The sequence below is a fragment of the Cardinium endosymbiont of Dermatophagoides farinae genome (assembly GCF_007559345.1).
In the GTDB taxonomy this organism is placed as follows: domain Bacteria; phylum Bacteroidota; class Bacteroidia; order Cytophagales; family Amoebophilaceae; genus Cardinium.
On sequence record NZ_VMBH01000003.1, the window covers coordinates 20,589 to 45,540 of the forward strand.

Annotated in this window: 22 protein-coding genes; 5 read left to right on the forward strand and 17 right to left on the reverse strand. The window is 33.1% G+C overall.

Going from position 1 to position 24,952, the window contains the following annotated elements:
• Positions 1–5: 5 nt before the first annotated feature.
• The 3 genes from FPG78_RS06445 to FPG78_RS06455 all read right to left on the reverse strand — a co-directional run bounded on the left by FPG78_RS06445 (position 6) and on the right by FPG78_RS06455 (position 1,650).
• Positions 6–533: a tyrosine-type recombinase/integrase gene (locus tag FPG78_RS06445; RefSeq protein WP_144087165.1), complete on the reverse strand. Its 528-nt coding sequence runs from the start codon at positions 531–533 to the stop codon at positions 6–8.
• Between the two features lie 261 nt (positions 534–794).
• Positions 795–1,046, reverse strand: coding sequence for a hypothetical protein (locus tag FPG78_RS06450; RefSeq protein ID WP_144087166.1), 252 nt, complete (start codon positions 1,044–1,046; stop codon positions 795–797).
• A 58-nt stretch (positions 1,047–1,104) separates the two neighbouring features.
• A complete protein-coding gene (locus FPG78_RS06455; RefSeq protein WP_144087167.1) occupies positions 1,105–1,650 on the reverse strand; it encodes a ParA family protein in 546 nt (181 codons plus the stop codon).
• A 413-nt stretch (positions 1,651–2,063) separates the two neighbouring features.
• Here FPG78_RS06455 and FPG78_RS06460 point away from each other — a divergent pair, with 413 nt between their 5' ends.
• The gene (locus FPG78_RS06460; RefSeq protein ID WP_144087168.1) at positions 2,064–3,035 is read left to right on the forward strand and encodes an Rpn family recombination-promoting nuclease/putative transposase; all 972 of its coding nucleotides are present in this window, start codon (positions 2,064–2,066) and stop codon (positions 3,033–3,035) included.
• Between the two features lie 6 nt (positions 3,036–3,041).
• Here the strand turns inward: FPG78_RS06460 and FPG78_RS06465 are convergent, their stop codons facing one another.
• The 14 genes from FPG78_RS06465 to FPG78_RS07315 form a co-directional block, all read right to left on the reverse strand.
• Positions 3,042–3,407, reverse strand: coding sequence for a hypothetical protein (locus FPG78_RS06465; protein WP_144087169.1), 366 nt, complete (start codon positions 3,405–3,407; stop codon positions 3,042–3,044).
• A 1-nt stretch (position 3,408) separates the two neighbouring features.
• Complete coding sequence (locus tag FPG78_RS06470) at positions 3,409–4,323, reverse strand: hypothetical protein (protein WP_144087170.1); 915 nt, start codon at positions 4,321–4,323, stop codon at positions 3,409–3,411.
• On the reverse strand, positions 4,320–5,192 hold the full coding sequence (gene traM, locus FPG78_RS06475) for a conjugative transposon protein TraM (protein WP_144087171.1): 873 nt from the start codon (positions 5,190–5,192) through the stop codon (positions 4,320–4,322). Before traM ends, FPG78_RS06470 begins: the two co-directional genes overlap by 4 nt.
• 5 nt (positions 5,193–5,197) lie before the next feature.
• Positions 5,198–5,998 (reverse strand): hypothetical protein, encoded by an 801-nt coding sequence (locus FPG78_RS06480; RefSeq protein WP_144087172.1) that lies wholly within the window; start codon positions 5,996–5,998, stop codon positions 5,198–5,200.
• A complete protein-coding gene (locus tag FPG78_RS06485) occupies positions 5,985–6,647 on the reverse strand; it encodes a VirB8/TrbF family protein (RefSeq protein WP_144087173.1) in 663 nt (220 codons plus the stop codon). The genes FPG78_RS06480 and FPG78_RS06485 overlap by 14 nt, the downstream gene beginning before the upstream one ends.
• An 84-nt stretch (positions 6,648–6,731) precedes the next feature.
• A complete protein-coding gene (locus tag FPG78_RS06490) occupies positions 6,732–7,547 on the reverse strand; it encodes a hypothetical protein (RefSeq protein WP_144087174.1) in 816 nt (271 codons plus the stop codon).
• A complete protein-coding gene (locus FPG78_RS06495; protein WP_144087175.1) occupies positions 7,540–9,993 on the reverse strand; it encodes a VirB4 family type IV secretion system protein in 2,454 nt (817 codons plus the stop codon). The genes FPG78_RS06490 and FPG78_RS06495 overlap by 8 nt, the downstream gene beginning before the upstream one ends.
• Positions 9,971–10,294: a hypothetical protein gene (locus FPG78_RS06500; protein ID WP_144087176.1), complete on the reverse strand. Its 324-nt coding sequence runs from the start codon at positions 10,292–10,294 to the stop codon at positions 9,971–9,973. Before FPG78_RS06500 ends, FPG78_RS06495 begins: the two co-directional genes overlap by 23 nt.
• Positions 10,295–10,308: 14 nt before the next feature.
• Entirely contained in the window at positions 10,309–10,551 is a 243-nt protein-coding gene (locus FPG78_RS06505; protein ID WP_114909658.1) for a hypothetical protein, read from the reverse strand.
• 126 nt (positions 10,552–10,677) lie between these two features.
• Entirely contained in the window at positions 10,678–13,146 is a 2,469-nt protein-coding gene (locus FPG78_RS06510; protein ID WP_144087177.1) for a hypothetical protein, read from the reverse strand.
• A 108-nt stretch (positions 13,147–13,254) separates the two neighbouring features.
• Positions 13,255–13,749, reverse strand: a complete 495-nt coding sequence (locus FPG78_RS06515) for a hypothetical protein (RefSeq protein ID WP_144087178.1) — start codon at positions 13,747–13,749, stop codon at positions 13,255–13,257.
• A gap of 29 nt (positions 13,750–13,778) precedes the next feature.
• Positions 13,779–15,623, reverse strand: a complete 1,845-nt coding sequence (locus FPG78_RS06520) for an ankyrin repeat domain-containing protein (RefSeq protein ID WP_144087179.1) — start codon at positions 15,621–15,623, stop codon at positions 13,779–13,781.
• An 87-nt stretch (positions 15,624–15,710) separates the two neighbouring features.
• The gene (locus tag FPG78_RS06525; protein ID WP_223262087.1) at positions 15,711–17,561 is read right to left on the reverse strand and encodes a type IV secretory system conjugative DNA transfer family protein; all 1,851 of its coding nucleotides are present in this window, start codon (positions 17,559–17,561) and stop codon (positions 15,711–15,713) included.
• Positions 17,562–17,628: 67 nt separating this feature from the next.
• The gene (locus FPG78_RS07315) at positions 17,629–17,802 is read right to left on the reverse strand and encodes a hypothetical protein (protein ID WP_186292523.1); all 174 of its coding nucleotides are present in this window, start codon (positions 17,800–17,802) and stop codon (positions 17,629–17,631) included.
• A 256-nt stretch (positions 17,803–18,058) separates the two neighbouring features.
• On the opposite strand from FPG78_RS07315, the gene mobV reads away from it, so the two are divergent.
• The 4 genes from mobV to FPG78_RS06545 all read left to right on the forward strand — a co-directional run bounded on the left by mobV (position 18,059) and on the right by FPG78_RS06545 (position 24,849).
• A complete protein-coding gene (mobV, locus tag FPG78_RS06530; protein WP_144087181.1) occupies positions 18,059–19,975 on the forward strand; it encodes a MobV family relaxase in 1,917 nt (638 codons plus the stop codon).
• A 1,380-nt stretch (positions 19,976–21,355) separates the two neighbouring features.
• Positions 21,356–21,697 carry a hypothetical protein gene (locus FPG78_RS06535; protein ID WP_144087159.1) on the forward strand — a complete coding sequence of 114 codons (342 nt, stop codon included), beginning with the start codon at positions 21,356–21,358 and terminating at the stop codon, positions 21,695–21,697.
• Between the two features lie 116 nt (positions 21,698–21,813).
• Positions 21,814–24,096 (forward strand): VapE domain-containing protein, encoded by a 2,283-nt coding sequence (locus FPG78_RS06540; RefSeq protein ID WP_144087182.1) that lies wholly within the window; start codon positions 21,814–21,816, stop codon positions 24,094–24,096.
• 135 nt (positions 24,097–24,231) lie between these two features.
• The gene (locus tag FPG78_RS06545; RefSeq protein ID WP_144087183.1) at positions 24,232–24,849 is read left to right on the forward strand and encodes a hypothetical protein; all 618 of its coding nucleotides are present in this window, start codon (positions 24,232–24,234) and stop codon (positions 24,847–24,849) included.
• Positions 24,850–24,952 lie beyond the last annotated feature (103 nt).

Below are 24,952 nucleotides of genomic sequence, written 5' to 3' on the forward strand. Positions count from 1 at the left end.
AGCGCTTACCACTTATTTTCATATTCTTCCATAACATGTGCGTCTGTAAAATTGAGATAGATTGCGGTGGTCATTAACCTATCATGACCAAGTATTTTTTGAACGGATGCCAAAGATATTCCTTTTTGTAGTGCTAAAGTGGCGAATGTATGACGCAGGACATGCGGGGTAACTTCTTGTGTTATTTTTGCTTTGTTAGCAATCTGTTTAATAATTTTTTGCACTTGCCTTACGCCAATAGGCCAGGAATTATTAATTGCGAAATAATGCTCAAGTAATGTTTGAACCCGCTTAGACATGGGTACCACACGTTTTTTAGATTTTTTCCCATAAGGCCCACCTTTACCAGCAATACGCATCACCTTTTGTTGCCATAGGATTTGCTGTGGAGTAAGCCCACATAATTCGGATACTCTTAACCCTGTATCTAATAAAGTCCAGACGATTAATTTTTCTTTCACATTTTCACAAGCCTGACATAGTCGATCCGCTTCCTCAAATCGTAAAGGTTCTCTTACATATTGATAGGCCATTTTATGATTTTGGTTTTAAGTTCGTAAAGAATTAAAATTTACGAACTTAATTCGTTATTTATAAAAAAAGGTAATACTTTATATTAAGTAAAATGTAACAGATAATGAGCTGTAAGTAACTTATTTTTTTTAAGAGCATTTTTCTTTAGAGTTCGTCTTATCAATCGGATCACGAACTAGCGAAGTTATTGTTTTTTTGCCCAATTTTTTCGGGCTACTATATTCTTAGCGTGCTTTGTTTTCTGTTTCATGAGATCACCTCTAAATACAATATTTTGAGAAAAATTCTTTTAATGCTTTAGAAATAATGAATGAATTACTGATTCCTAATTCTTCTGCATATTTAGATAGTTTAGTATGTAATCCTTTATCCATTTTTATAAGGTATTTACCCATGTTAGGTCTAATTGGTCTTCCTATTTTTTTCCGTACTATGGCTTGTTCACAATGCTCTTGCAATGAGATAGAAGCCTGTTTTTGATTTATATTTTGAAATGGATTATTTGAGCTCATACATAAAAATAGATAGATTACATTTAATGTAATGGTTAATTTTTAATTAAATATATCTTTAGTATATACTTAATTCACTAATTAAGGATTTAACCTGTTCTAATGCCTTACCAGTAACCGGTTCAGATAGTACTCTACTAAAGCTAATTAAATTAGAAAGCTCTGTTTTAGCTTTTTTTATTTCTGAATAGTTAGATTCATAAAGCGCTTTAACTTCTTTATAAGTATTATTATGTGGTTTACGAATTTCATTAAAAACAATTACAGCTTTTTGTGTCATGTTAAGTTTTTTTAGTTCATCCGAAAGCGCTCTTAATGCAAGTAAATCTGGGTACATAAGTTTACATGGAATCAATATTAAATCTACCTCTTGTATTAAGCTCTTCAAGTTACCTGTATTATAAGGTGGCGTATCGTGAAGAACAATCTTTTTTGTTATTTTTTCATAGGTTACTGGTACACGTAAACCAGTAAAGGACGAACTTACACGTATTGTTCCTTGGTTATCGTGATCAATAATATCAGCGTCTAATAAATCTGCTAGTGCAGACACTAATGTACTTTTCCCACACCCACCTTTTATATTTGCTACTAAAATTTGCATACAATAATATATAATATATCTTTTGTATATACAAAAGATATACGTAAACTCTAGTTTCTTACTACTAAAACTTATAATCTTTTATAGATATTCAACCCTTCAATAAATACCTAATATCAAACTAATTACTAATATAATATATCTTTTGTATATATAAAAGATATATTAATTATATTAATTCTATAAGAGTCCTAATATCATTTATTGTGCTTTCTATTTTTAATCTTACAGATAGATCATTATAAAATCAAATAACAACGGTTTACCATTAGGATTGATTATACGTAATATTGTATTATATGAATCTGATATATAGAAGTTTTATTAGATGAAGCATTATGCTTTATTTTTTCTATTATTACAGGATGGTTCACGTTTTTAATGCCATTTATTTGTCGTAATGTATTAATCGGATGAGTAAGAAAATAAATAAGAAAAAGGATAAAAAAGAAGTAGCGGATAAGCCTCATGACACCGTATTTAAAAACACATTCTGTAACAAGGAAGCGATGCTAGATTTTCTAGCTGCTAATTTACCTTCCGATCTACTTGTGAAAATAGATAAAGAAAATTTAGAATTAACCAATAAAAGCTTTGTTGATCCAGTTGGGAGAAGAGGAGAGTCTGATTTAGTATTCAAAACCAATATAAATGGAAAGGAAGGATACCTGTACATTCTTTGCGAGCATCAATCTATTGAGGATGCGTATATGCCTCTGCGCTTCATGGAGTATAACGTTCAGTTACTTCGGCAACATCTAAAAGAAAAAGGAAATGGGCCTCTACCAGTGATATTAAATATCTGTATATATAATGGAAATAAGCCATATAAAGGGTCCAATAGTTTATTGTCAATGTTTGCTGATCCTGAGTTAGCCAGATCGTGCATGTTTGACAAGTTTCATCTGGTTGATCTTTATAGTACGTCTGAAGATGAGCTGCTTAGTTATAAAAAGGCCGCTTTTGCAGCTATGGTGCTCAAACAAGGCATTTATCGTTCATTTAATCAATGGTTTGCTAATCATATAGACTTAATTGTAGATCTCTTAGAAAAAGATTATATTAGCTATGCTGATCAAGTTTTTTTGTATATCTTACAGGTGGATAATCATCCAGATTTGTTAGAAACGATTAAACAATCTAACCCAAAATTAAAGGAAATCGCCATGTCAGTAGCTGAAAGATTAAGACAAGAAGGAGAACAAAAGGGGAGGCAAGAAGGTATCCGAATAGGTCAAGAAAAAGGGAAACTAGAAGGCAAGCTAGAAGGAGAAACAGAGAAAGCCATTTCTATTGCGAAGTCCATGCTTAATAAGGGCTATCCTATAGAGGATATTATTGCTCTTACTGGTTTGTCTCCATCTCGTATCCAGGAACTTGTCTAGGCATCTTTACTTACAACCATCATCTTCTATGTATTTTGGTTGAAAGATTTCAGTTCTAAAGAAATCATTATTCACCCAATATAGATCTGGATTTTTGGTTTTGGCTAATACCTTTTTGGAGCATAGTTCTGCTATCCCATCGCATGGATATTCCATATTGATGTATATCATAAACCTATTAAATTCGTTTAGCTTAAATAAGAATTTTTCTTCTTTAAATGAATGTTTGAACATTAAATACTTGATGATATTCTTAGCTTTATTTGACAGTTCATCTATGAAAAATCCGTCGAATTCTACCTCTGATCTGTAGTTTACGAAAGGATTTTCTTCAAATTCCTTGATTGCTTCTAGATTGTATTTGTTGATCATATCAAAATTTACTATTTCTTTTTATTTTACTTTTGACGATATGCTGTATTAGATCATTGTTCAACTTTTCACTATATAAATCTGCAATAGCTTCTTTATCTTTTTTAGACACTTCTTCCGATTGAACTTGCAACCTATTGATTCGTTCTACTAGTTCTCCCATATCTAAGATATTTTTATTTTTAATGCTTTCTAGTTGAAAGTATTTTACTGGATCATTTTTGTAAAAATTAGGATTGGATAGCGTTTTATCTATCTTTTTATTTTGAATTTCTAGATTTTTGATCTGTTCTTTGTAGACTGGAATTAATCTATTATTGGCCTCTTTAGAGGCAATCTTTATCTGATCTGATCTACGCAACTCTCTTTGAATATCTGAGCAAATGGAATTTAATCTTTTTGGTGGCTTTGTGCTTAGGAAATTACTACTTCTACCCGTAAAAGAATCTACCTTACCTAATAGAGATTTTTCTCTGTAACAGGAAAAAGAACAATCTCTTTTAACTTTTCTAGTACAATCTAAACTAGGAATATAGTCACTTGGGTTGAGACTAATGCCACTTATTTTTTCTGATATACCCAGCACTACTTTACCATATTTCGCATCAGATAGATCTTTGAATAATGATTTACCTTGGTTTTTAATAGAATTGGCATCTTCCACACTCTTTTTTAGTTTTCTCATGCTATCAGCCGCATCCTTCATTTGCACTAGAACGTTGTTAGAGGCACCTACTTGTTCTTCCATCAATTGGGCAGTCTTCTCTTCTGGAGATAGACCAGGTATCCACTTCTTTAATCCATTAGGTAATATTTTGTTTAATCCTGATTTGATAGAAGATCCTATACTTGCTGAAGAGGTGATAGGTAATAATAAACATACTGCTATTATTCCATATTTTTTAAATTTATTCATTTTTCTATTGGTTGAAGGAATACTTTTCTTCTATTTTCTATTGTGATTTTTTGTTCATTTTTAACTGATTTAATGCCATCTACTACTGCGCTGCTGATCTCTCTTACCCACGAATTATTGCTACTACTAGCTGCTCTACTGAGCAATTTGTTTTGGGCTTGATCAATGAAAGGATGTAAATTTTCTACTAATAGTCCAATCATATAATCTGAATCATACAAACCAATAGCCACTGGAACTACATTTTTACCAAATTCAGCTGTTTCTAATTTAGATAGAATTCTCTCCTTTCCAAAAGCAACGATGCCGTATAAAAACGCACCTTTGGGGATTTCTTGACCTTTGTAAGCAAAAGCTTCTTTGACACGTATTTTAATACTTCTACCATGTTTGAGTTCCTGTGTGCCATAGACATAGCCTGCGGCAAATCTGTTTTTTACCTTAATATTCCTTTTTCTGCCTTTTCTTTCAAAGGCTACTGGAAAGTAGTTTTCTTCTTGTTTTGGAGAAAGGACCATTTTCTTAGTTTTTTGAACTACTTTTTTAGGCTTAACCGTAACTGGTTCAGGTTTTTTAACCGGTTCTGGTTCAACCTTTGTTACATCTTCTTCTCGATTGATATTTTTGGCCATATCTTCAAACAAAGAGCAACCTACCTGTTCCGATTGCACGCGACCAACACCTTTAATTCTTTGATTGGTTTCTTTGGTAATCGATAATGGTTCTGCTTTTTCGAGTAGCTTACAAGGTTTGGGAGGAGGGGCTGAAAAAAAATCATGCCAACTCTTTGTTTTTCTTACATCCCTGAGCACCACCCAAATAAAAACCAACAGTCCAGCGAGTCCAAAACCTAATTGCTTCTTATCCATAGGCACTACACTTCTTTAGATTCTTTAACAAAACAGGGTATACTCAGCAACAATCTATTAGGTAAGGTTAAGTTTAAATCTCTACGCCCTTTTTTCTCTTCAAAACGAACGACGATACCTGACTTTTCTACCTTATGTTTAATAACGAAAATCATCGGTACGATCTCTCCTGGGGCTACTACCATACGCTTAGGCTTGAGTTTAATAGGAATAGCGGTTTTGTCTTTGTTATTGCCTACAAAATATACGCCTCCTACTTTATAGTTATATGGAGAGTTATTTTTCAGTACAAATTTTAAAACAACTTCTTCTCCTGTACTAATGGCATTACTCAAAAAACAACTTACTTTTTGTTTAGTCTGATGAAAGCGCTTAATATTTGGTTGTTCTTGAGTGACATATTCTATAGCTTCTGTTAAGCTTTCAGTTAAAGGTTCATCGGTATCCCACTTTTCTGCTTCTTCTATCTCTTGAACCTTATGATTGGTAAGATTATACATGGGTTGTATGCCTGCATCATAACTAACGGTTCCATAAAAAACATCCACCTTTTCATTTTTTTTGCCTTCGTTGGATAAATAAAAGACCGTAATAGTGGTTTTACTAGTTCCAGGATATTTAGCCTTAACTTCTAAAAACCTACCTTCTTCTTTGGAGACATATTCTTGGTCTCCATTGCCAAAAGAAATCTTTTCAATCGTACCACTGAGTTCCAATAAAGTAGGATATTGATCTGAAACTTTGATATCCAATGCAAAAGCAGGAAAATAAGAGATCAAAAATGCTAAAAGGCTACTTTTCTTCATGGTTTAAAAAGGTTAAATCAGTGATCATTAAACCATATGGATTTTTACTGCATCTAGCTGTTGGTTGCATTTCTAATACAATGCCTTGATGGTAGCTATGGGTTTTTACTTTTCCTTGACCAGTTAAAAATTTTAAATCTGTTTGAAAGTAGATCTGTGAACTATATGGATAATCTTGTATATCAGTACGTATGCTTTTAATAGTAACTGTGGTGACACCATTAGATTCTTTATATACTTGAAACAAACTATCATCAGAAAAGAGTTTTTTTAGGGTGACTCTAGAGGCATTATTCATAACGGTCAAGGCTCTTTCAATGTTTTCTTGGTAGTTATTTTCACTATGCGCAAAGCCATCCTGGATAAAACGCATAGCAAAATTTTCTACTTCAAAAGCTTCTCTGCTGTTATGATTGGGATTCTCTTTTCTTATACCCACATGGGTCCCTTCAAGGGTAGCAAAATAGACCAAATCACTCCTATTTTGTTTAAATACCATATAGCCTAGAAAACAAGATAACCCACCTAAGGATACCAAAAGAAAAACAACTAAAAATCGTAATAGGTTAATGATATTACCGTAATGATAGCTGTTTAGCTTATGAATCGATTGAACAGTTGATGACTTATGATCTTTATTATCTAACATATTGTATTGTGTTTATAGTATTCTTTCCCATTAGCTTGCCAAACCAAGTCCTTACGAAGTAAGGATTACTGTATTGTCTAGTCACTATTCACTTTGTTTTCTCAACTTTTGTAAACTACTAACTCCATAAGCCATAAACTGACTCGTCTTTGCCTCTCCTATCGCAAAAAGACTATTGCCTACCGTATTGCCTATATATAAGGAGGTAAGCGGCCCTACCATAGCATACATCAAGCATGTAGCTATGGCAGCACCGATACCATCTGCATTATTAAACTCTAAAGAAATCAGTGAATAGTCTAGCAAATCAATTGTTACTCCCCACATTAAAAAGGAAATCAGCATATTGAGCCAATAATTAACTATCCCACTAAAATTTCCTGGTAAGAGGCTAGCAGCAATGGATAAAGGACCTACTTGTAAGGTAAATAGGATCGCCTGATGACGAAATATAGTAGTGGTTAAACCCATTATGCGAGATATCGATTTTAAAGCTTTAGTAGTTAAATTCGAAAAACCATTTTTAATTAGCTGCCAGATACTTATTTCAGGATCTTTTATACTTTCGAAACTATCAGGTTTAACCAGATCATGCCAATCAAACCCCTTCATAATCAAGGCGGTTAATTTGTCTAGCATATGAAAAATATCCAAGTAGAACTGTAAAAGCAGAAAGGTAACAGTTAGTGTTAATAGACTGGTATAACAGGATTTTAATAACTCGGCAGTGCTTAAATGATACTGAAAATAATAGACCATTAAACGTACCAACAAGAAAGGCAATAGTAATAACTTAGCTATCCCAACCATCTTGCCAATGGTGGTATCCACCATTAGGTTTTGTGCTTCCAGGTTTAGATGAACTGAAGAAGATAGAATACCTTGAAAATGACTAGACATAATATTTTTTTTTAATATGGTACACCCATTCTGCAATGCCATCTTCTATATTTCCATGTTTTTTAGCCAATGCAGCGATTTGGTTTCTTTCTGATGGGTGAGAGGTAAACATAGCATGTTCCCACAGAGAGGGTTCTAGTAGCCACACATGGCTTTGTCCCATCTCTTTAATAAATATTTTTCTAAAACCGCCTGGGCCATTTTGTCTGCGAAGACTGGCATATTTTTGCATGTCTAACTCATTCATACCTAGAAATTCACCTATTTCTTCCCTACTAGATGCTTTTTCATTATATAACAGGATAAAGGCAGCTGCATTGTTTTTAATAGCACTGGCGATCTTAGATGATTTGATCTCCCCGATGTCTTGGGTGATGATGCGAATAGAGGTTTTTGTTTTTCTGCCTTTTCGGTAAAAAGCTTCTATATGCTCTCTAGAGGCATCATCTAAGGTGGTCCAACCTTCTTCGATATCTATAAACTTGATGGCATCTGGATGTTTAGATACCATCTCAAAAGCAAAGTCAAATAGAATCTGTACTACCAATGGATAGAGTTTGCTATTGCCTTTAATCGCTTCTAGTTCAAAACAGACTAATCTATGGTCAACTAGATAGTCCTGCGCTAATGCATTAAAATGATCTTTGTAGATGCCATGGGCAAATGGCTGTAAAACAATAAAAAATTCTTGAAAATGGAATAACTGATCTTTTTTTAGATCAAGAATAGCTTGTCCATTAGCTGCTACCAATGCTTGTAGATAGTTATAAAATCCCGTTAAAGTAGGGATTACCAATTCTGGTAAATCTCTATAATAATCACTAATCCACTGAGAGAGTAAAGATTTTTCTACTTCACTCATGGGATTTTCATTCAAATCTCCCTTCCACATTTTGCCAATCAATTGAACTAGAAATATGACTTTACTACTATCTGGCAGGTAGCTACCTGATTCATCAGCTGGGAATAAAAAAGGATTTAGGTCTAAACATTTTTCTGCACTGAGTTCAATATATTTCCCTCCTAAAGCTTCAAATAAATGGCGATAGGTTCCACCACTGTCAATGACAATCACTATATGGCCAGCTTCAAATCGATCTTTAATCATTTTGCCGTTAAAAAAGGATTTTCCAGATCCAGAAGGACCGAAAATAAATGCATTTTGATTGTCTAAAGTGGTGTTAAATGGGTTGAAATAGATCGGTTCTCTGTATCTATTGGCTAGTAACACACCTTCTTTATAGCCTGTGAATGGTGTGGTACTATTCATATGGGCAACTGCTGTAAGTAATGGAATAGGTATACGCCTATACACCTGATTGCCATTACCTGGTAAAGCAGCACAAAATAAATTAGCGGTATCGATGGTTTCTAAATAACCCCTCATGCCTATCCCAGCAAAAGCAGCTAATACTTGAGCACTATAGTTATTAAGAGTTTCCAAATCAGTTATACCAAAGGGTATCACTAAAAAAGATAAATAGACAATGGGTTCGTTACGCTGGAGAAGGGTTTGTTCGAATTCAGCCATCTCGCTGCGTATATGTCTGATGTTTTGCAGCTTTCGTTCATCGAGTTTAGTAGCCTCACTCCAGGCAAATGCATTAAAATGTTTTTTTAAGAATGATTCAGAGTCGATCATACGAATGACTTTGGAAATGATATGTGGAAAGTCTAGGCTACGCCCAAGGCCCTCTGTTAAAGGGCCACAAACGCCTCCATTGTGGCCAAATTTATCAAGAACTGTATAGCTAGGTTCAGTAGCACTTTCCATTAAAGAAATCACTTGGGCTTTTTTGTTAGCCACCTGTGCATATTCTTTATTTTTAACCAAACCACCATATAAGCTACCTTCTGGGTCTTCAAAATTTAAGGACAAACATCTATGGACCAGGTGGGAAAATTCAGTAGCATGCAGATGGGTTAAGGGCAGATAGGTAGATACACTTTGACGAAATTGGGCGGCATCCTTTTTAGCCATTGTGAGTCGCTTTTCTAAATGAGCAAATGGATTTTTGCTAAAACTTTTTGTCTCATCTCTAGAATAAAAAGTAGATAATGGCGTATATTCCTTATATAATCCAGGAAAGGAAAGTATGATATAGGATTCATGGCGGAGTATAGGACGACTTTCTGTATGACTGAATTGTTTTTGTTTAAAGAAATCAAGCTCGTTACTATCTACAGATGGATTATTCCATTCGTCTGGGTAGTATATGTCTACTTGTTGTAAAAGGCTGTTACAAGGCAATTCTTTCATACTACTAGAGAGCATATGCGTCCAGTCTATATACTGTTGCTCGGTATATTGTTCCTGAAAGGCTAAAGAGGCTTTAAATGGAACAGAGATAGTCCCATCTGCAGAAATAGCTATATCGTCATGAAAATCTACAAATGGTAGAACTCTATGTAAGTCTTCTTTCTTATCTTTTTTTGAGAAAAGCATTGATCTTAAATTTTTTCCTAAAATTATCTACGGTCATATGCAAAAAATAATAAGTAAAAAGACTTGATAACCAGGTAGGATTACTATTTTTCAGCAATATTTTTACTAAAAAAGAAATAATAACCATTAGGCTTGTTAAAGAGATGGTCCACATGCGGTTGTAGTGCAACCAATCTTCACAATAACAAGATATGATATAGGTCAGACAGCAAATGCCTAACGCCACTAAGGCTTCTGGTAATGAAAAAGGACCTAAAAAGCCTTTTTCTTTTAAGTAGGGGCTATTGACTAATTTTTGCATGGGAAACCTATAATTTATCCGATTCTAAAAAAATTGGCAACCATATCATACAAAGGGCCAATCGATGAAAAAAATACAATAGCAGTTACCCAGTGTAGTAATTCATGAAAGATCATGCCTCTGTCCCTGCCAGTATTATACAAATAGGCCAATCTAAAGGCGCCTACTACACCTAGTAGTTTGGCTACCAAGGTCAACAACTGGTAGCCGCTTGTGATCCAACCTTCAAGGGCGCCTGTTATGTCCAGTAATATCATTTTTCTTCTATTTTAATATTGTATCCTTACTACGTAAGGAGTATTATAAACAAGCTAATGGGCAAGAAGATATTTTATCTAGTTTTATAAACTTATAGTGAGATATTTATGGTAAAAATGATAAAATTAATCTATAAAACCCTTGTCTCTAAGGTTATGGTAATTCACATCATATCTATGCTCCTCTTCCCATTCTAGATTATGTATCCTTCCGTACAAATCATTCGCCTCTTTTTTACTTTCTTTTAATTCTGCTTCTAATTTATTACACTTAGAACGCAACTCACTATTAACTCTACTTAACTCTTGCATTAAGCTATTTAACCTTGAAATACTACCATCATGGTTTCTTATTTTAGACTCTAGTTCATCCCTACTGTCACATAGCTCTTCTATCTCTCTCCCTAAACGTTTGTCTTCAGATTTTAAAATACTAACTTCAGCCTCTCTAGTTTCTCGCTCATTTTTTATAGACCTAGTAGTACGATCTTTAAAATCTTCTTCTCTTGCTTTATCTCTGTCTTTATTAGCCTGTTTTACTTCTGTTTCTCTTTTTAAATCTGTAATTTTTTCAAGTACATCGTCTAAAGATTGTACTACATCTTCCATACCTAGAGTATCTCTACATGATCGAAATATATCAGAAAAAGCACTAACCTCTTTTTCTAGTATTCCTGTATGTATTCTACGACCATCTGGTTCTTGATTAACGTTAATATGATTCATTTCTTTATGCCAATCATTTAATAACCTTGTGGTCAATACCCTAGTCTTTACTTTATCTTTAGTATCACTTTTTAGTGTCTGTAGGCTAGCAAGTGCATCTGTAGCTTGAGGGGAAATAGCTGTATCATGCTGCATATAGACCAGTATATTATGTAGGTTAGATTGCCTATTATACCAATCTGGTTCTATAGCTTGTAAATTTTGAAAGGCTGATTCTGGGTTTAAACTATAATCCTGAACAATAGGTTTATAAAGCGATTTACTATCTTCAGATAATGACTCTACCTTAGAGGCCAATGCTTCAAATAAGAAAATAGAAAGATCTACAGCTTCTGTTTCATGATGTGTGCCATCTGGATAGGTAATATCAAAATAAATCCTTGGGACACCATCAATCTTATCTATAAACTGATCTAGTTCACCTAACCTAAATTTAAATGCACTATCGCCTACTGAAAGCATACCACCAAGTTCAACAGGCTCTCCTGTTATTTTTAGCAAATCACCTTCTATACCGCCTGATAGACGATAATCTGACAAAATAAATTTGTCACTTGTAGTATTAAAAGGCGCAATAACCTTTAAGTTGATATGTCTGTTATCCATACCATTCTCAACACTACCTTCTAAACTACCCACTACTTTAAAAGATGGATCTTTAACAATAAATGGATGTTTAAGCGTTACTTCACGTTCATCTCCCTTATCATTTACTATGGTGATAGAGGGCGTTAAATCACCAACATAACCACATGGATTTAACATTAGTGTATTGACCCCTACTGTTAGGGGTGTTCCTTCTTTTATGGAATCCTTACTTAAAATGAACTTACCTCCATTCAGCTTAATGGCCTTAATATGGTATTGAAGCACTTTACCTGCATCGCTTAATGGCCTGATCTTAAGTTTACATACCCTATCTTTAAACGGTAACAAAGGTATTTCTCCTGAGACTATAGAAAGTTCTGCTGTAAAGTTTTCAATTCTATGATCTTGAACTTTAACAGAAAAAGAATAGTCTTGTGTGGTATCACCTTTAGTATTGCCTACTGTTAAATGAATGGTATGGGTGCCATCACTACCAGGTTTTGGAGCGTAAAAGAGTGTATTGCTACCAAATTTAAGTGGTTCATTGCTACATATTGGTTTTTTGCATGTGCCTGTATCTACATACATGGATCCTTTTCCATCTGTTACACACCATTTAACCAATCGGTATTTTTGACACGATGCTAATACGTTGGATGAACTGATGTTAATGTTAATAGGTGTACCTTCTTTGTCTTCTACATAAATAACCTTAACATTGGCACTTGCTTTTAAATCATAGGTAGGCTCATCTAGCCTTAACGAACAGGTTATAGGATCTCCTCCCTCCCTATTAAAGTCACAAGTCAATATGATCGCATCAATACTGACCTTATGTGTATGACAAGTGTCTTTCTCATTAGGAACATAGTATAGAGGCGTATCACCATGTTGGACTATACTACCTACTTTAAATGGCTCACCTATAGAATATTTTCCATCTATTTCAACACGCTTGAACAGTTTTCCTTCGCCACCTTCAACCCTAATACCCTTAATACGAAACTGAATAACCTCTGGATTAACATCCCATTTTTCATACCTATGTGGAGCTTTGGGCTTGTTAGACCTATCGTTATTCCATGTGTCGTCAAACTTAATACTCAATATTACAGGAACTTTTTCTGCTAAAACAGGTGCTACACCTTTTTCTGGCAACAAGGCATATTCATGCTTGGGTATCCAAGTGATATCGTCTGCAAATTGCTGTCTAAAGGCCACTGTACAAGACCAAAAAAATAAAGAAGCAGCAATAAATAATGGAGATGCTATTTTTCTCATTTTAGTTCTCATTTTCATTAATTAACCATATATTCATTATATTGGGTTAATAGTACATAGTAAAACTATTTGCCACATTATTGCTTCGACTAGATCAATAGCTATTCTTTAAAAGGTAATACGTAATCCTGCCGAAAATCGATAATTAAAAACATCATTTTTATCCAAAAAGGAAATAGGCGTTTCTGCTAGTAATATCAACAGCAAGTAATCCGTGATATATTTTTCCACCTCTAAACCTAATTGGGCGCCTATATTGAAACGTTTAGCACAATGCTCCCAACAAGCATGGTGGAATTTATAGCTACCTTGACATCCTACTAAAAAATTCAGAAAGGTAGATTCGTAATGATTGAACAAATTATAGTGGTAAGTATTGTATACGGTCAATAGGTTTTTGTTAGAAAAACCACCAGATAATTTCATATGCCATATTTCATTAATGTGATATGCATAGCCTGCAGAAACCCCATGCATTTTATGCGAAACCCCATAATTGACTTCTATTCCATGACAACCATGTGTATGAATAGGTCTTTGCAAGACATAAACCCTATTCGGTTTACCAAATACACTAAAAGTCAAACCTAAAAAAATTATCAAGCTTGTTATTATTTTATTCTTAAACATGGTTATAATTTTGCGTGATAGTCTATATGTTCTAGTTCCTTTCCAAACAAAATCTTTTGCTTAATCTTACTTCCTGACAAGCCAAATACAGGTTGAATATCATCGAAATAGCCTGAGCGAATACTGCCAGCTTCTGTTAAAACAAATAGAGGATCATCAAAACTGCACACAAGATCCCTAGGTGTTTTACATTTCACATTTTTACTATTTACCATAGCACCATGCTTAATAAGGGATATGAATATCTTATCAGATACATCTTGACTAGTTCTTTCAAAAAGCATATTATCTGCTGCATAATGCAAAGGCGTATTATTTGTCCTAGGGTCTTGGTATGTAGGATCAGCACCATAGTCTAATAACAAGGAGACCATCTCATAGTTAGACTGACGAACAGCCTCTTCTAAAGCAGCACCCGAAATAGTTGACTCATTGGGGTTACCACCTTTTGCTAATAGCAACTTTAATCTCGACATATCTTTTTGCCTAACTGCATTTAACGTACTAAATGCACTCATGGTTGTGTTAGTAGCACTAGAAACTATTTTTTGAATCATATCTACTGATAGATTACCACGGCAAAGAGGACAGTTAATGGTTTGATTATTGTCACGCTGGTTCAACACATGCATAGTAATACACCTGAAGTGGAACTTATGACTACAATCTAATGGGATAAAAGGAAATATTTTATCTTTAGAATCCTGTACGCCTTCTATACAGATACTACACTGCCAATCTTTGTCTACCCATTTTGAATGCCTTGAAAAACCATCTGGGGAAAGGATACCTTCTAAAGCTTTATGCTTATTAGCTATAGCCAACATCAAAGGTGTAAAGCCACTCTTGCTTTTAGCAGCTTTACTAGCACCTTTAGCAATAAGCAGTTCAACGATCTCTTTAAATCCTCTTCTGGCAGCCCAATGAAGTGGCGTGAATTTATAAGGATTGTCTGTATTGTGAACCAGAAAAGGTGATTTATCTAAAATATGTTTTACTACATTTAGGTGACCATCCCTACAAGCCCAATGAATAGGAGTTAAACCTACTGAATCTTTCTTACCGATATCAGCAAAATGACAAAGAACTACATCAAGGATTTCTTGATTATTATTAACCTCTAAAGAATTAAAAACGCTTGAAATTCCATTTTTATCAAATCTTACCTCCGCTCCATAAGAGAGTAATAAAGAAACCATTTCTTTATTCTTATTACGTACAGCTATCTCAAGAGGGTTACTATGCACGTTAGTTATATTTGGATTAGCGCCTAAGCTTAGAAGTTCTTTCACCTTAGGTAAATCATTATCTATAACAGCCCACAATAGAGGTGTACTTTCATTTTTAACCTCATTTATATCTTGTTCTTTTTTCTCTTGCACATTCAGTCTAACAACTTCCTCAGAAGAAAGTTTAGATACCAAAAGATTATATATTCTTTTAGATGCATCATTTTTTTTATATCGTACAGCGTCTAAAATATTTGATTTGCCATCTCCTTGAGAGATAACTTTAGCACCATAAGAGAGTAATAAGGCAACCATATCTTCGTTTTCATTGCATACAGCACTATAAAGAGGACAGTCATCTTTATAGACAAAATTTGGATCAGCACCCAGATCTAACAGGCGTTTTGTTTCTTTTAAATCGTTTAAACCAACTGATTTATACAAAGGTGGCATACTTCGATTATACATTTCATTAATAGATTCTTGGCCATTTTTATCAGAATCTTTCTTTTGATTCAGCTGATTATGTTCAACTTTTGGTTTGACTTTTGTTTCCCAACAAGTAGTAGCCAAACAGTTATACGCTAAAAAATATAAATAACATAATGATAATTTCATATATTTTTGCTATATTTATTAAATATAGCAAAAATATATGAAATTATTTTAAAACATACAAAAATTTTTAACTAAAAAATAAAATATTTACATATACTCCAAAAGTAGATCTATATCTTCTTCTATTTTCCTTTGATTGGCTGCAATATCTTCATTACTAACCTTTGTAATATCTGGTAAATCTTTTAACAACTCATTTTTAAAGTTTTTGTCATAAGACGATACTTCTTTAAACTGTTCCTGAAAAAATACATTATCACTTTCTACTACTTTCCCCGCAAAAAATCCCACATTAAAACTTGAAAACTCATTAGGTTTGATCAACTCTTGTTCATGTATAGTGATATTTTCACCATGCGTAGTATGATGACCTTGAGTATTGCTGTGACAGGTTTCTGAGGAACTTGTAGATTTGATCGTATGTTCCTCCTTGCCAAAGATGGAACTGGCATATTTAGAAGACTCCACACCACAGTTGCCCATAAATTGATTGCTTAGGATACCTTGTATCTTTTTAGCACCTATATTTCCATAGGTATCTTCTAGTTGGGCATTCGATTGTATGCAAGAAATGGTACTAATACCGTATTTTCTTGCCGTAGCTGGGACTTCTGATAAGCCTGGGATGTATAAGGTAGGTAGCTCATCTATGGACACAAAACTCTTCGTTCTATTGTGGCCATACATAGATTTAAAACATATGGTAATTAGCAAGGATATCACTGGACTGAAAGCTGATTTGGTAGGTGGAAAGTTGCCTATACAGAGTATGGTTGGAGTAATACTATCGTTGATAGTTAAATCTATTTCATTTTTACCCAATACCCAAAATAAGTTCTTATCAATTAAAGGTTGTAAGCTTGTTTTAAAACTTGCTATGATACCTACTAACTGACCTGATGATTTATCTCCACCTTTATAAGCATCAAATATGGAACTAGCATAGGAATAGGCTTCTGAGTCTTGTTCTATGAGATTTAATATTTTATCAATAGGCTTAGTAACTAACGTTACTACATGCGGCAACGTACAACAACTCTTTGCCTGATTGGATAAGTAAGCAATAATGCCCTTTAGAAGGGATTTAGTACTTAAATACCAAAAATCATCTTTCCCTCCAGAATTAAGATTTTTTAATAATACGGTTACATATTCTTCTAAATAGGATCTATTTGATATGTATATAGGATCAATAGGATTGATGCGACTACTTTTATTCAGATCCGTAAAATTAATCGTCTTAAAAAAAATATTTTTTCTGTCCTTTTCTGGTAATTTTAAATAGCAATTATATACAAATTTAGATAAGCAATAGCTGCTTTTTCGATCTATTGGCGTACCTTCAAAATCATAATCATATACAAGTCCACAATAACCTTTTTGGATCATTGCATATAATATGGGCTCTAAAATATATCTAGTTTTACCACTTCCAGGACCCCCTAGTATATAAATTCCTCTCTGAGGATTATTGATGGGTAATAGACCATTTTTAGTAGGTAAAGCAATGCTAAAAGGTGACTTTTTATCGTAAAATTTAGGACTAATAATTGAACTTTTATCTTTTTTTATGGAAGGTTTTATACCTATATAAAACCAAAATGGAAGTGCAAAAGCAGTAAAAAACAGTATAAACAGATAAGGTATTAACCATTCTCGTGATTTTATAAAATCATACCTGGATAAATAAATACATATCCTTTGAAAGGATATAAAACAACAGGTAAATATTAACCATAAAAAGAGTAATGCTGTAGACGTAAAACCATTATTTTTACCGAAAGATTTTGATAAAAATAGCTTTAATCTATCCCATGCTAGAAAACAAATAGACCCTACTAAAATCAGTCGGGTATAGCACCCAAACCCTGAATAGAATACTAAATCAACTGCCCATTTCAAGTATCGGTCATTTATACAAAATCTACTTATTTTCATCCAGTAAAGTAACTGAAATAGAAATAAGGCTAGAAAAAAATAAAAAGTTAACATGGGTAATGGTCCATTAGTATTTTGCCATTTTTCTTTTATGCTTTGGTTTTTTTACTCGATCAGTATATAATTGACTTATCTCTGCTATTTTTTCCTGTATAGACGACCCAGATGCTTTTAGAAAGGTATTCATATCCACGCCTGCTTTAATCAGTTTTTCGACTATTATTTTAATTTTATCTGCCATAATTAGCAATAATTTAAGCGACGACTCATGGTGTAAATATAGGATAATATTCCAGGGATCATACGCTTGAATGGAGCAACTTTTTCCCCATTAGCTTGCTGTGTTCAAGGCCTTATGATAGTAAGGCTTAGCTCATTAATCCTTGCTTTGCAAGGACCATTCGTTTATCGTGATTTATCGTTATATTACGCTTGGTATTTTAGGTCTAGCAAATGGGAAAGAAGATTGGTTTTTTTAGCATGGTGAATTTATAGTTATGGCATTCGCAACATTTAACATCAAGGGCTACCAAAAAGGTTTAATAGGAATTGGTAAACACATAGATCGTTCTTGTCAGGAAGCTAAAAAAACAGGTGTATTTGAAGATTCAGAAGAGAAAGATTTGGTTTCAGAACTAGGCTTACATATAGATCCCTCTAGAACATATTTAAATGAAGAGTGGGTCGATACAGGTGGTAAATCATTATCTGAACTTGTTGAACAAAGGATATCAGAGGGCTATAAATTATCTAAATCTATTCGATCAGATGCTGTTAAAGCTTTGGGTTTAGTTATGACTGGTAGTCATGACCGAATGAAAGAAATAGAGGCTAATGAAAAATTATTTGAGGGTTGGAAAAAAGCTAATTGGGATTTCGCTTGTAAGGAGTTTGGTGGAGAAAAAAATATTGTTCGATTTTCTATACATAGGGATGAAAGGACACCACATATTCATTGTGTAGTAGTTCCAATTACTCCAGATGGAAGGTTAAGTGCTAAGCACTATCGACATGGTACGATTAAGTTGCAAGGCTATCAAAATAGATATGCAGAAGCTATGTCTCCTTTTGGATTGGAGCGTGGAATAGAAGTTTCATTAACTGGGAGAAAACATACGACATCAAAGGAATACTACAAAAGTATTAATAAAATTGAAAGGGAAGTATCAATAGAAACTAAACATATAAACACTTTAAATCCCTTTCACCGTGAACAAGCCAAAGAGGAGTTAGAAAAAGTACAGGATAAGCTCCGTTCCTTAGAAGAAGAAAATAGAGGCCTTAAACAAGAAGTTATCTATTCTAGAAATACGCATAAAACGCTTATAGAGAATCGAATTAAAGATGATCTAGAAAAAGTGAAAAGAGAAGTTAATTTGATCCAACATGCTGCTTCTATGGGTTATGTTTTAGATAAAGAAAAAAGTTCCAAAAACTGGGCCGTTATGGAAAAAGAAAGTGATAAAATTTTGATTAAAAATGGGCCTAATCAAAATGGTCACTGGATGTATAAATCTTTGGTAGACGAACAAGAGAAAGGAACTATTGTGGATTTTATGCAAAAACGTGGGTTTAGTTATCAGAGTATTTGTGGGTTGTCTAGTAGGCATTTAGATGATCGGATTGTTAAAGATCAAAAATCTTTATCTGTAGAAATAGGGGATGTTTTTTCACAGTGTCATATCGCTCGAGAGGTGTTTGACAGGGTTGTTGAGCATCAGAAAGGTAATTACTTGACTTGTAGAGGTATTGATCAAACTACCTATGAGTGTTATACAGGTGTTAAAGTAGGTAATCAAGCTGTATTTGCTTTATACAGGAATATAGATAGCAACGGGAAAGGTACTATATGCAGCACTATTAGCTACCAGTTTGATGCTAAAGGTACCATGTCAGATGATGGATGTTTTAATAGCACTAAATACTTCCAAAAAGGGCTGCCTCGCGGGTTGTCTGTTTTGGTTGAGTCTGGTCTACCCGTAAAGCATATTGTGGTCTCAGAAAGTCCTATAGATGCTTTAAGTTATAAGCAGATGAGTAGTTCTTTGAAGGGCACTATGTATGTGTCTACTTGTGGTAGTTTATCTGAAGGGGTTAAAAGAGAGCTCTCAAATGTGTTGTCTAATGCTAGGGAGAATGGGTGGTCTGTAACGTTGGCTTTTGATAGTGATAAAGCGGGTAGGAAGATGGATGAAGAGGTCCGTAGGTTGGCTGATGCGTGTCTGGTAGACTGTAGATCGTCTATACCCTATCAGTTTAAAGATTGGAATGAAGAATTGGTATCTGGTTTAGGAAGGCAAGAAATGCTTAGAAAACTCCAAAAGGAGTTGGTAACTAGTGGGCAGGAGCACGAGTTGCGTAAGAAACGCGAAAGGGGGCCGACCGTGATGGGTATGGAAATTACTTGCGATTAAGAGAGAGGGTATTCCTGGTATGTGTCTATATGTGTTTATTTTATAAAAAAACAGAATAATATACTTGTTTTATATTTATAAGTCTGAATATCATGTATTTATATTTTTATGAAGTGTTTTTTTGTGTAAAATGGCACTTCGTATACATATAAAAAATTGATAACCAATAATATAAAGTATGTTTTTACATATATTTTAGTTGGAGTAGTAAAATGATACTTTATAGCGAATATTATTCTATCATAATGAATAATATAACTGTTTATTATGTATTTAGTGAAGTATTATTGATATAGAAAGACACTTCATATATATATAAACTAATATTCTGTTCCATAAAATATTTAATTATTTTATATTGATTTGTAGTGTTTTATAAAAATATGATTCCATTATAAAGATGATGAAATTCCTTATTATGAGTTATAATAGAATTTTTTGTATTGAAAATCAATTATAAATTTATAAATTTTTATATTATTCTCATAACCAATGTTAAACTTGTTGTAGAATTTTAGTATAAAGTATTTATAACTGATTTGACATGATATTTCAAATCTATTCTTTACCTGTTTTTTCTGAAGTAGATTTTCTGAGCATAAAAATATTTAAATATCTGATTACCAATTAATATTTTTATACCTATATAGAAGGATAGTAAGATATTATATAAATGTTACTATAGATGTTACTATATCACTTATAGTATTTATAATATTGATAATCAATATTATATATATTTGTATTACACTAACATAGTAAGATAGTAAGATACTAGTATTATTTTATTTATGTAATATATAATAATAACATATACATACATATGTGTATATATATTTTATTATATATACACAATAATCTTACTATCTTACTATTATTATTATAAAAATCTGTATTTCAGCGTAATATGATTTTTTGTAATCTTACTAAGATCTTACTAAGATCTTACTAATAGTTACTATTTCCATATTAAAATGTTCGGTTTTTAGCCTAAAACATTGGTTAGTTAGACTATGTTAAGTTTATGTAAATCATCTAAATACGTATTAATCGTATGTTACGCATTGCAAAACGTATGATATTTTAGTTTTTTATTGATCTATAGCACTTTATACAAATAACAGTTGGTATAGATACTTGGTTATCTATACTATACTATATGATAATTACATCTGTAAACTGTGTGGCTCGTTTTCTTATTAATAATGCATATTTATAGGCTAAATATGTTGAAACGACATATTATGAGTTCTGAGTTTTTCTCCAAAAGTTGAACGATAAGCAGCTTAAAAGAAAAATTAGTAATTTAGCTTCCGCATAATAATTTAAATCCTCAATAAGAAAATATGATTTTATATAAGAATGTATTATATTGGAACCATGTATAATAAAGGCATAAAAACATTCGAGGAATTTTTAGAAAATCCTTTTTTAGGTGAGAATATTGGAAATGCTATAGATATAGAATTTATGCTAAGTCTTTCTAAACCAGCTCAAAATATTATAAGATATATGGTGAAAAAAAAAACGTGTTTAGAAGATAAATTTTTATTTGACGTAGATGATTTTAATAAATTTTCAGGGTATAAATCTAGAGCGGTTTATCTTAAGGGTGTTATTGATCTAATCATGAAAAACGTTTTAGCAAAAACGAAATTGCCTCATTTATATTGGGTCAATAAAGGTATCCTAGATAAGTCATCTTTGATAAGTGTAATGTAACAAGAATCATCAAAGTATAAAAAACCCTCCGAAGAAGGCTTTTTCTTACTTTAATTTTGGTAGGGAACCGAAATGAGTGTAAGAACCAGTTTCCAAACGGATTAAAATTCCAGCTTATGATAACAAAAGAACAAATCCTGGAAAAGGTAGGGGGAGAGGAATATCTCATCCGCTACTTGGTTCCTACATTTAATTCAAATGTAAGAAAAAAAAATTACAAATCTATATTTTCTGAGAAAGATGATAGACCAAGTATGTCTATTTATAAGGAAAAAAGGACAGGTACGTTAAAATTTAAATCTTTTAATACGGGTCATCAGGGAGATGCCTTTAGGATGTGGGCGGATTATTATGGATTAGACTGTAAAACACAGTTTAAGGAACTTTTAGAACTCATTAACCAAGAGATGTGCTTGGGTTTGAATACTGAAAAGAAATCAAGAGTTGTTCCAAAATCAATTTTTCCTAATTTACCAACTGTTAAAGACATTGGAGTATCTTCACCTTCTCAAACACTTCGTATTGAATACATGTCTGATTCAGAATCTTTTATTTCTAGATTATATCTAAAATACTGGCTACAGTATGGTATTGACCAATCTGTTTTAGGAAAGTTTGATGTTAAACAAGTAAGTTTTTTATCTTATACCGCTAACTCAGGTCGTTATTTGTCTTTTAAATACTTTGAAAAGCATCAGGTTGTATCGGCCTATCATGTATCAGGTAGAGTTAAAGTATATATTCCAGAGATATCACCTTCATTTTCTAGTGATCCTTTTTTTAAAGGTCAGAAAAAATCATTTTCGTATAAGAATCAAAATAAAGATGATGTTTTTGGGTTGGTTCAGTTACCTGAAGGAAATTTAGACTATGTACTGTTTACAGCAGGGGAAAAAGATTGCATGAGTGCTTATGCACATGGGTTTAGCAATGTTATTTCTTTACAGTCTGAGCACCAGATGCCTAGTGATGATCTGTTGAGAATTTTACGTAGTAAGACTTCCGTACTATTATGTTGTTATGATAATGATGAGGCAGGAAAGAATGCTTCTAAGAAGTTACAAGATTCTTTTGGTATTGTATCCGTTGAATTACCAGGAGATGTAAAGGATATAGCAGAATACTTTAAAAAGCATACTACTGCTGATTTCCAGTTACTTATAGATTATGGTATACAACAGGTAAAATCTATTTCTGTAAATTCTATTGATATCCATAGGGTTAGGAAGTTAAGTAATACTAAACGCAGTAAAGTGAAAGCCTATTTAAGTAATAAGTTCAATTTTCGATTGAATGTAGTTACTCAAGAGCGTGAAATGAGTACTAAGCGTAATCCTGATTTATGGGAAAAAGTTAACGTAAATGAACTAAGAGATAATTTAGATAGACATGGTTTTGAGTGTAATTTGGACTTAATTAATTGTATATTAAAATCGTTTTTTGTAGGGCGTTTTAATCCTATAGAGTCATATTTTTTAGCTTTCGAAGGAAATGAATCTTCTGGTAATGAAGACTATATTCATAAATTAGCCAGTTATGTTAATTTAAAGGATTCTACGTTTAATAATAATCAATATTGGTATACGCATCTTAAGAAATGGATGATTAGGGCGGTACGTACGGTTTTTGAGGATGGAGAAATCAATAAACATGCTTTAATCTTATGCTCATCTAAAGAAAATATAGGTAAAAGTTATTTTTGTAGATTTTTGTGTCCTCCTACTCTTAGGAGATATTACAATGGTAATCCGATTATAAGCAATGAAAAAGATGCTCAAAAGGCTCTTATAAGAAACTTTATTATAGACTTGGATGAGCTACATCAGCTCCGTTCTAACTCAGAGGTAATTAAGACTTGGCTGTCTCAGCCTTATATTAATGTACGTTTGCCTTATCAGGAAGATGAAATAACAGCATCACGTATAGCTTCTTTTGTAGGTAGTACCAATAATATTGAATTTTTAAGGTCAGGTTTGGGTAATAGTAGATGGATTAGTTTTGAAATAGATTCCATTAACTATTTAGATGATGAGGCTATATATATATTAGAGAAAGCCTGGGAACAAGCCTATAGTTTGTATAAATTAGATCACGGTAGTGGGGAACTACGTGAAGAAGAATTTTTAGAGTTAAAAACTCGTTCTAATCAATTTAATACTAAGTCTACAGAGTCTGAATTGATAGTCCAGTATCTTTATCCCTCTACTAAGGAAGAAGGTGAGTTTATGACTACTACTGATATATTGAGATATATACAGAATATTGTTGGTACTACTATTAGATTGAATACTAGATTGGTAGGCAGTGCTCTAAGAGAATCAGGGTTTATTAGGGTTATGTATGGTAATTTAGATAGGGGACCTTTGTATGGCTATTTTGTTCAAAAGTTAAATGTTTAGTTTTTGTAGAGTGGTATATGTCTGTAATTATTTGCGGATTTTGTGTTTTTTTTGTAAAATTAGGCTTTAATATTGCTTGAATGATAAAGCCGTAGTAATAACAGTTAGTTTTGATTTAAACTAAAATAAACCAACATGAATACAAATAAATTTAAAATTATATTGTTCTTATGCGTAATAGGAGTAGTTGGGTGTAACAAAATAGAGAATCCAAGTTATATGGATGGCGGAGGTGATAAACCTAAAGAAGTACCAGCGTTGAAATCTTCTATATCCGTTGCGCAAGGTAGTTCTACTACAGCTATTGTTAAGGGATTCAGTAAAAGTTATGATGAGGCACTGCAATCTTCCCTCAGTTCTATGAAATGTGTAGCTGATACTGCAAAGCAGGTTTCTATTAATAAGCAAGAGGCTGCTGAACGTGCGATTAAGGCTGCTTCCGATGCTAAAATTGCAGCAGAGATGACACGTAAGGCTGCTGATGATGCAGAAAGAAACACACCAGAATTAGGTGGAGATAATACTTTGTATAATAAGGCGTTTCAGGATACTCTTAGTTCTATGAAATGTGTAGCTGATACTGCAAAGCAGGTTTCTATTAATAAGCAAGAGGCTGCTGAACGTGCGATTAAGGCTGCTTCCGATGCTAAAATTGCAGCAGAGATGACACGTAAGGCTGCCGATGATGCAGAAAGAAACACACCAGAATTAGGTGGAGGTGATGCTTCTACCTCAACAGGGAGTAAGACGTAAAACTGAATATGGTAGAGAGAAGAGACATAGTGGAATATGCCCTTGTAAGTTTTAACTCATTAAAGTTTATAACTATGGCTTTATATAATGTTATGTTATTTTA

Bases quoted from the DNA above. Each gene is read 5' to 3' on its own strand.
- FPG78_RS06445 (WP_144087165.1), bottom strand. From the start codon at position 533: ATGGCCTATCAATATGTAAGAGAACCTTTACGATTTGAGGAAGCGGAT.
- FPG78_RS06450 (WP_144087166.1), bottom strand. From the start codon at position 1,046: ATGAGCTCAAATAATCCATTTCAAAATATAAATCAAAAACAGGCTTCT.
- FPG78_RS06455 (WP_144087167.1), bottom strand. From the start codon at position 1,650: ATGCAAATTTTAGTAGCAAATATAAAAGGTGGGTGTGGGAAAAGTACA.
- FPG78_RS06460 (WP_144087168.1), top strand. From the start codon at position 2,064: ATGAGTAAGAAAATAAATAAGAAAAAGGATAAAAAAGAAGTAGCGGAT.
- FPG78_RS06465 (WP_144087169.1), bottom strand. From the start codon at position 3,407: ATGATCAACAAATACAATCTAGAAGCAATCAAGGAATTTGAAGAAAAT.
- FPG78_RS06470 (WP_144087170.1), bottom strand. From the start codon at position 4,323: ATGAATAAATTTAAAAAATATGGAATAATAGCAGTATGTTTATTATTA.
- traM (WP_144087171.1), bottom strand. From the start codon at position 5,192: ATGGATAAGAAGCAATTAGGTTTTGGACTCGCTGGACTGTTGGTTTTT.
- FPG78_RS06480 (WP_144087172.1), bottom strand. From the start codon at position 5,998: ATGAAGAAAAGTAGCCTTTTAGCATTTTTGATCTCTTATTTTCCTGCT.
- FPG78_RS06485 (WP_144087173.1), bottom strand. From the start codon at position 6,647: ATGTTAGATAATAAAGATCATAAGTCATCAACTGTTCAATCGATTCAT.
- FPG78_RS06490 (WP_144087174.1), bottom strand. From the start codon at position 7,547: ATGTCTAGTCATTTTCAAGGTATTCTATCTTCTTCAGTTCATCTAAAC.
- FPG78_RS06495 (WP_144087175.1), bottom strand. From the start codon at position 9,993: ATGCTTTTCTCAAAAAAAGATAAGAAAGAAGACTTACATAGAGTTCTA.
- FPG78_RS06500 (WP_144087176.1), bottom strand. From the start codon at position 10,294: ATGCAAAAATTAGTCAATAGCCCCTACTTAAAAGAAAAAGGCTTTTTA.
- FPG78_RS06505 (WP_114909658.1), bottom strand. From the start codon at position 10,551: ATGATATTACTGGACATAACAGGCGCCCTTGAAGGTTGGATCACAAGC.
- FPG78_RS06510 (WP_144087177.1), bottom strand. From the start codon at position 13,146: ATGAGAAAAATAGCATCTCCATTATTTATTGCTGCTTCTTTATTTTTT.
- FPG78_RS06520 (WP_144087179.1), bottom strand. From the start codon at position 15,623: ATGAAATTATCATTATGTTATTTATATTTTTTAGCGTATAACTGTTTG.
- FPG78_RS06525 (WP_223262087.1), bottom strand. From the start codon at position 17,561: ATGAAAATAAGTAGATTTTGTATAAATGACCGATACTTGAAATGGGCA.
- FPG78_RS07315 (WP_186292523.1), bottom strand. From the start codon at position 17,802: ATGGCAGATAAAATTAAAATAATAGTCGAAAAACTGATTAAAGCAGGC.
- mobV (WP_144087181.1), top strand. From the start codon at position 18,059: ATGGCATTCGCAACATTTAACATCAAGGGCTACCAAAAAGGTTTAATA.
- FPG78_RS06535 (WP_144087159.1), top strand. From the start codon at position 21,356: ATGTATAATAAAGGCATAAAAACATTCGAGGAATTTTTAGAAAATCCT.
- FPG78_RS06540 (WP_144087182.1), top strand. From the start codon at position 21,814: ATGATAACAAAAGAACAAATCCTGGAAAAGGTAGGGGGAGAGGAATAT.
- FPG78_RS06545 (WP_144087183.1), top strand. From the start codon at position 24,232: ATGAATACAAATAAATTTAAAATTATATTGTTCTTATGCGTAATAGGA.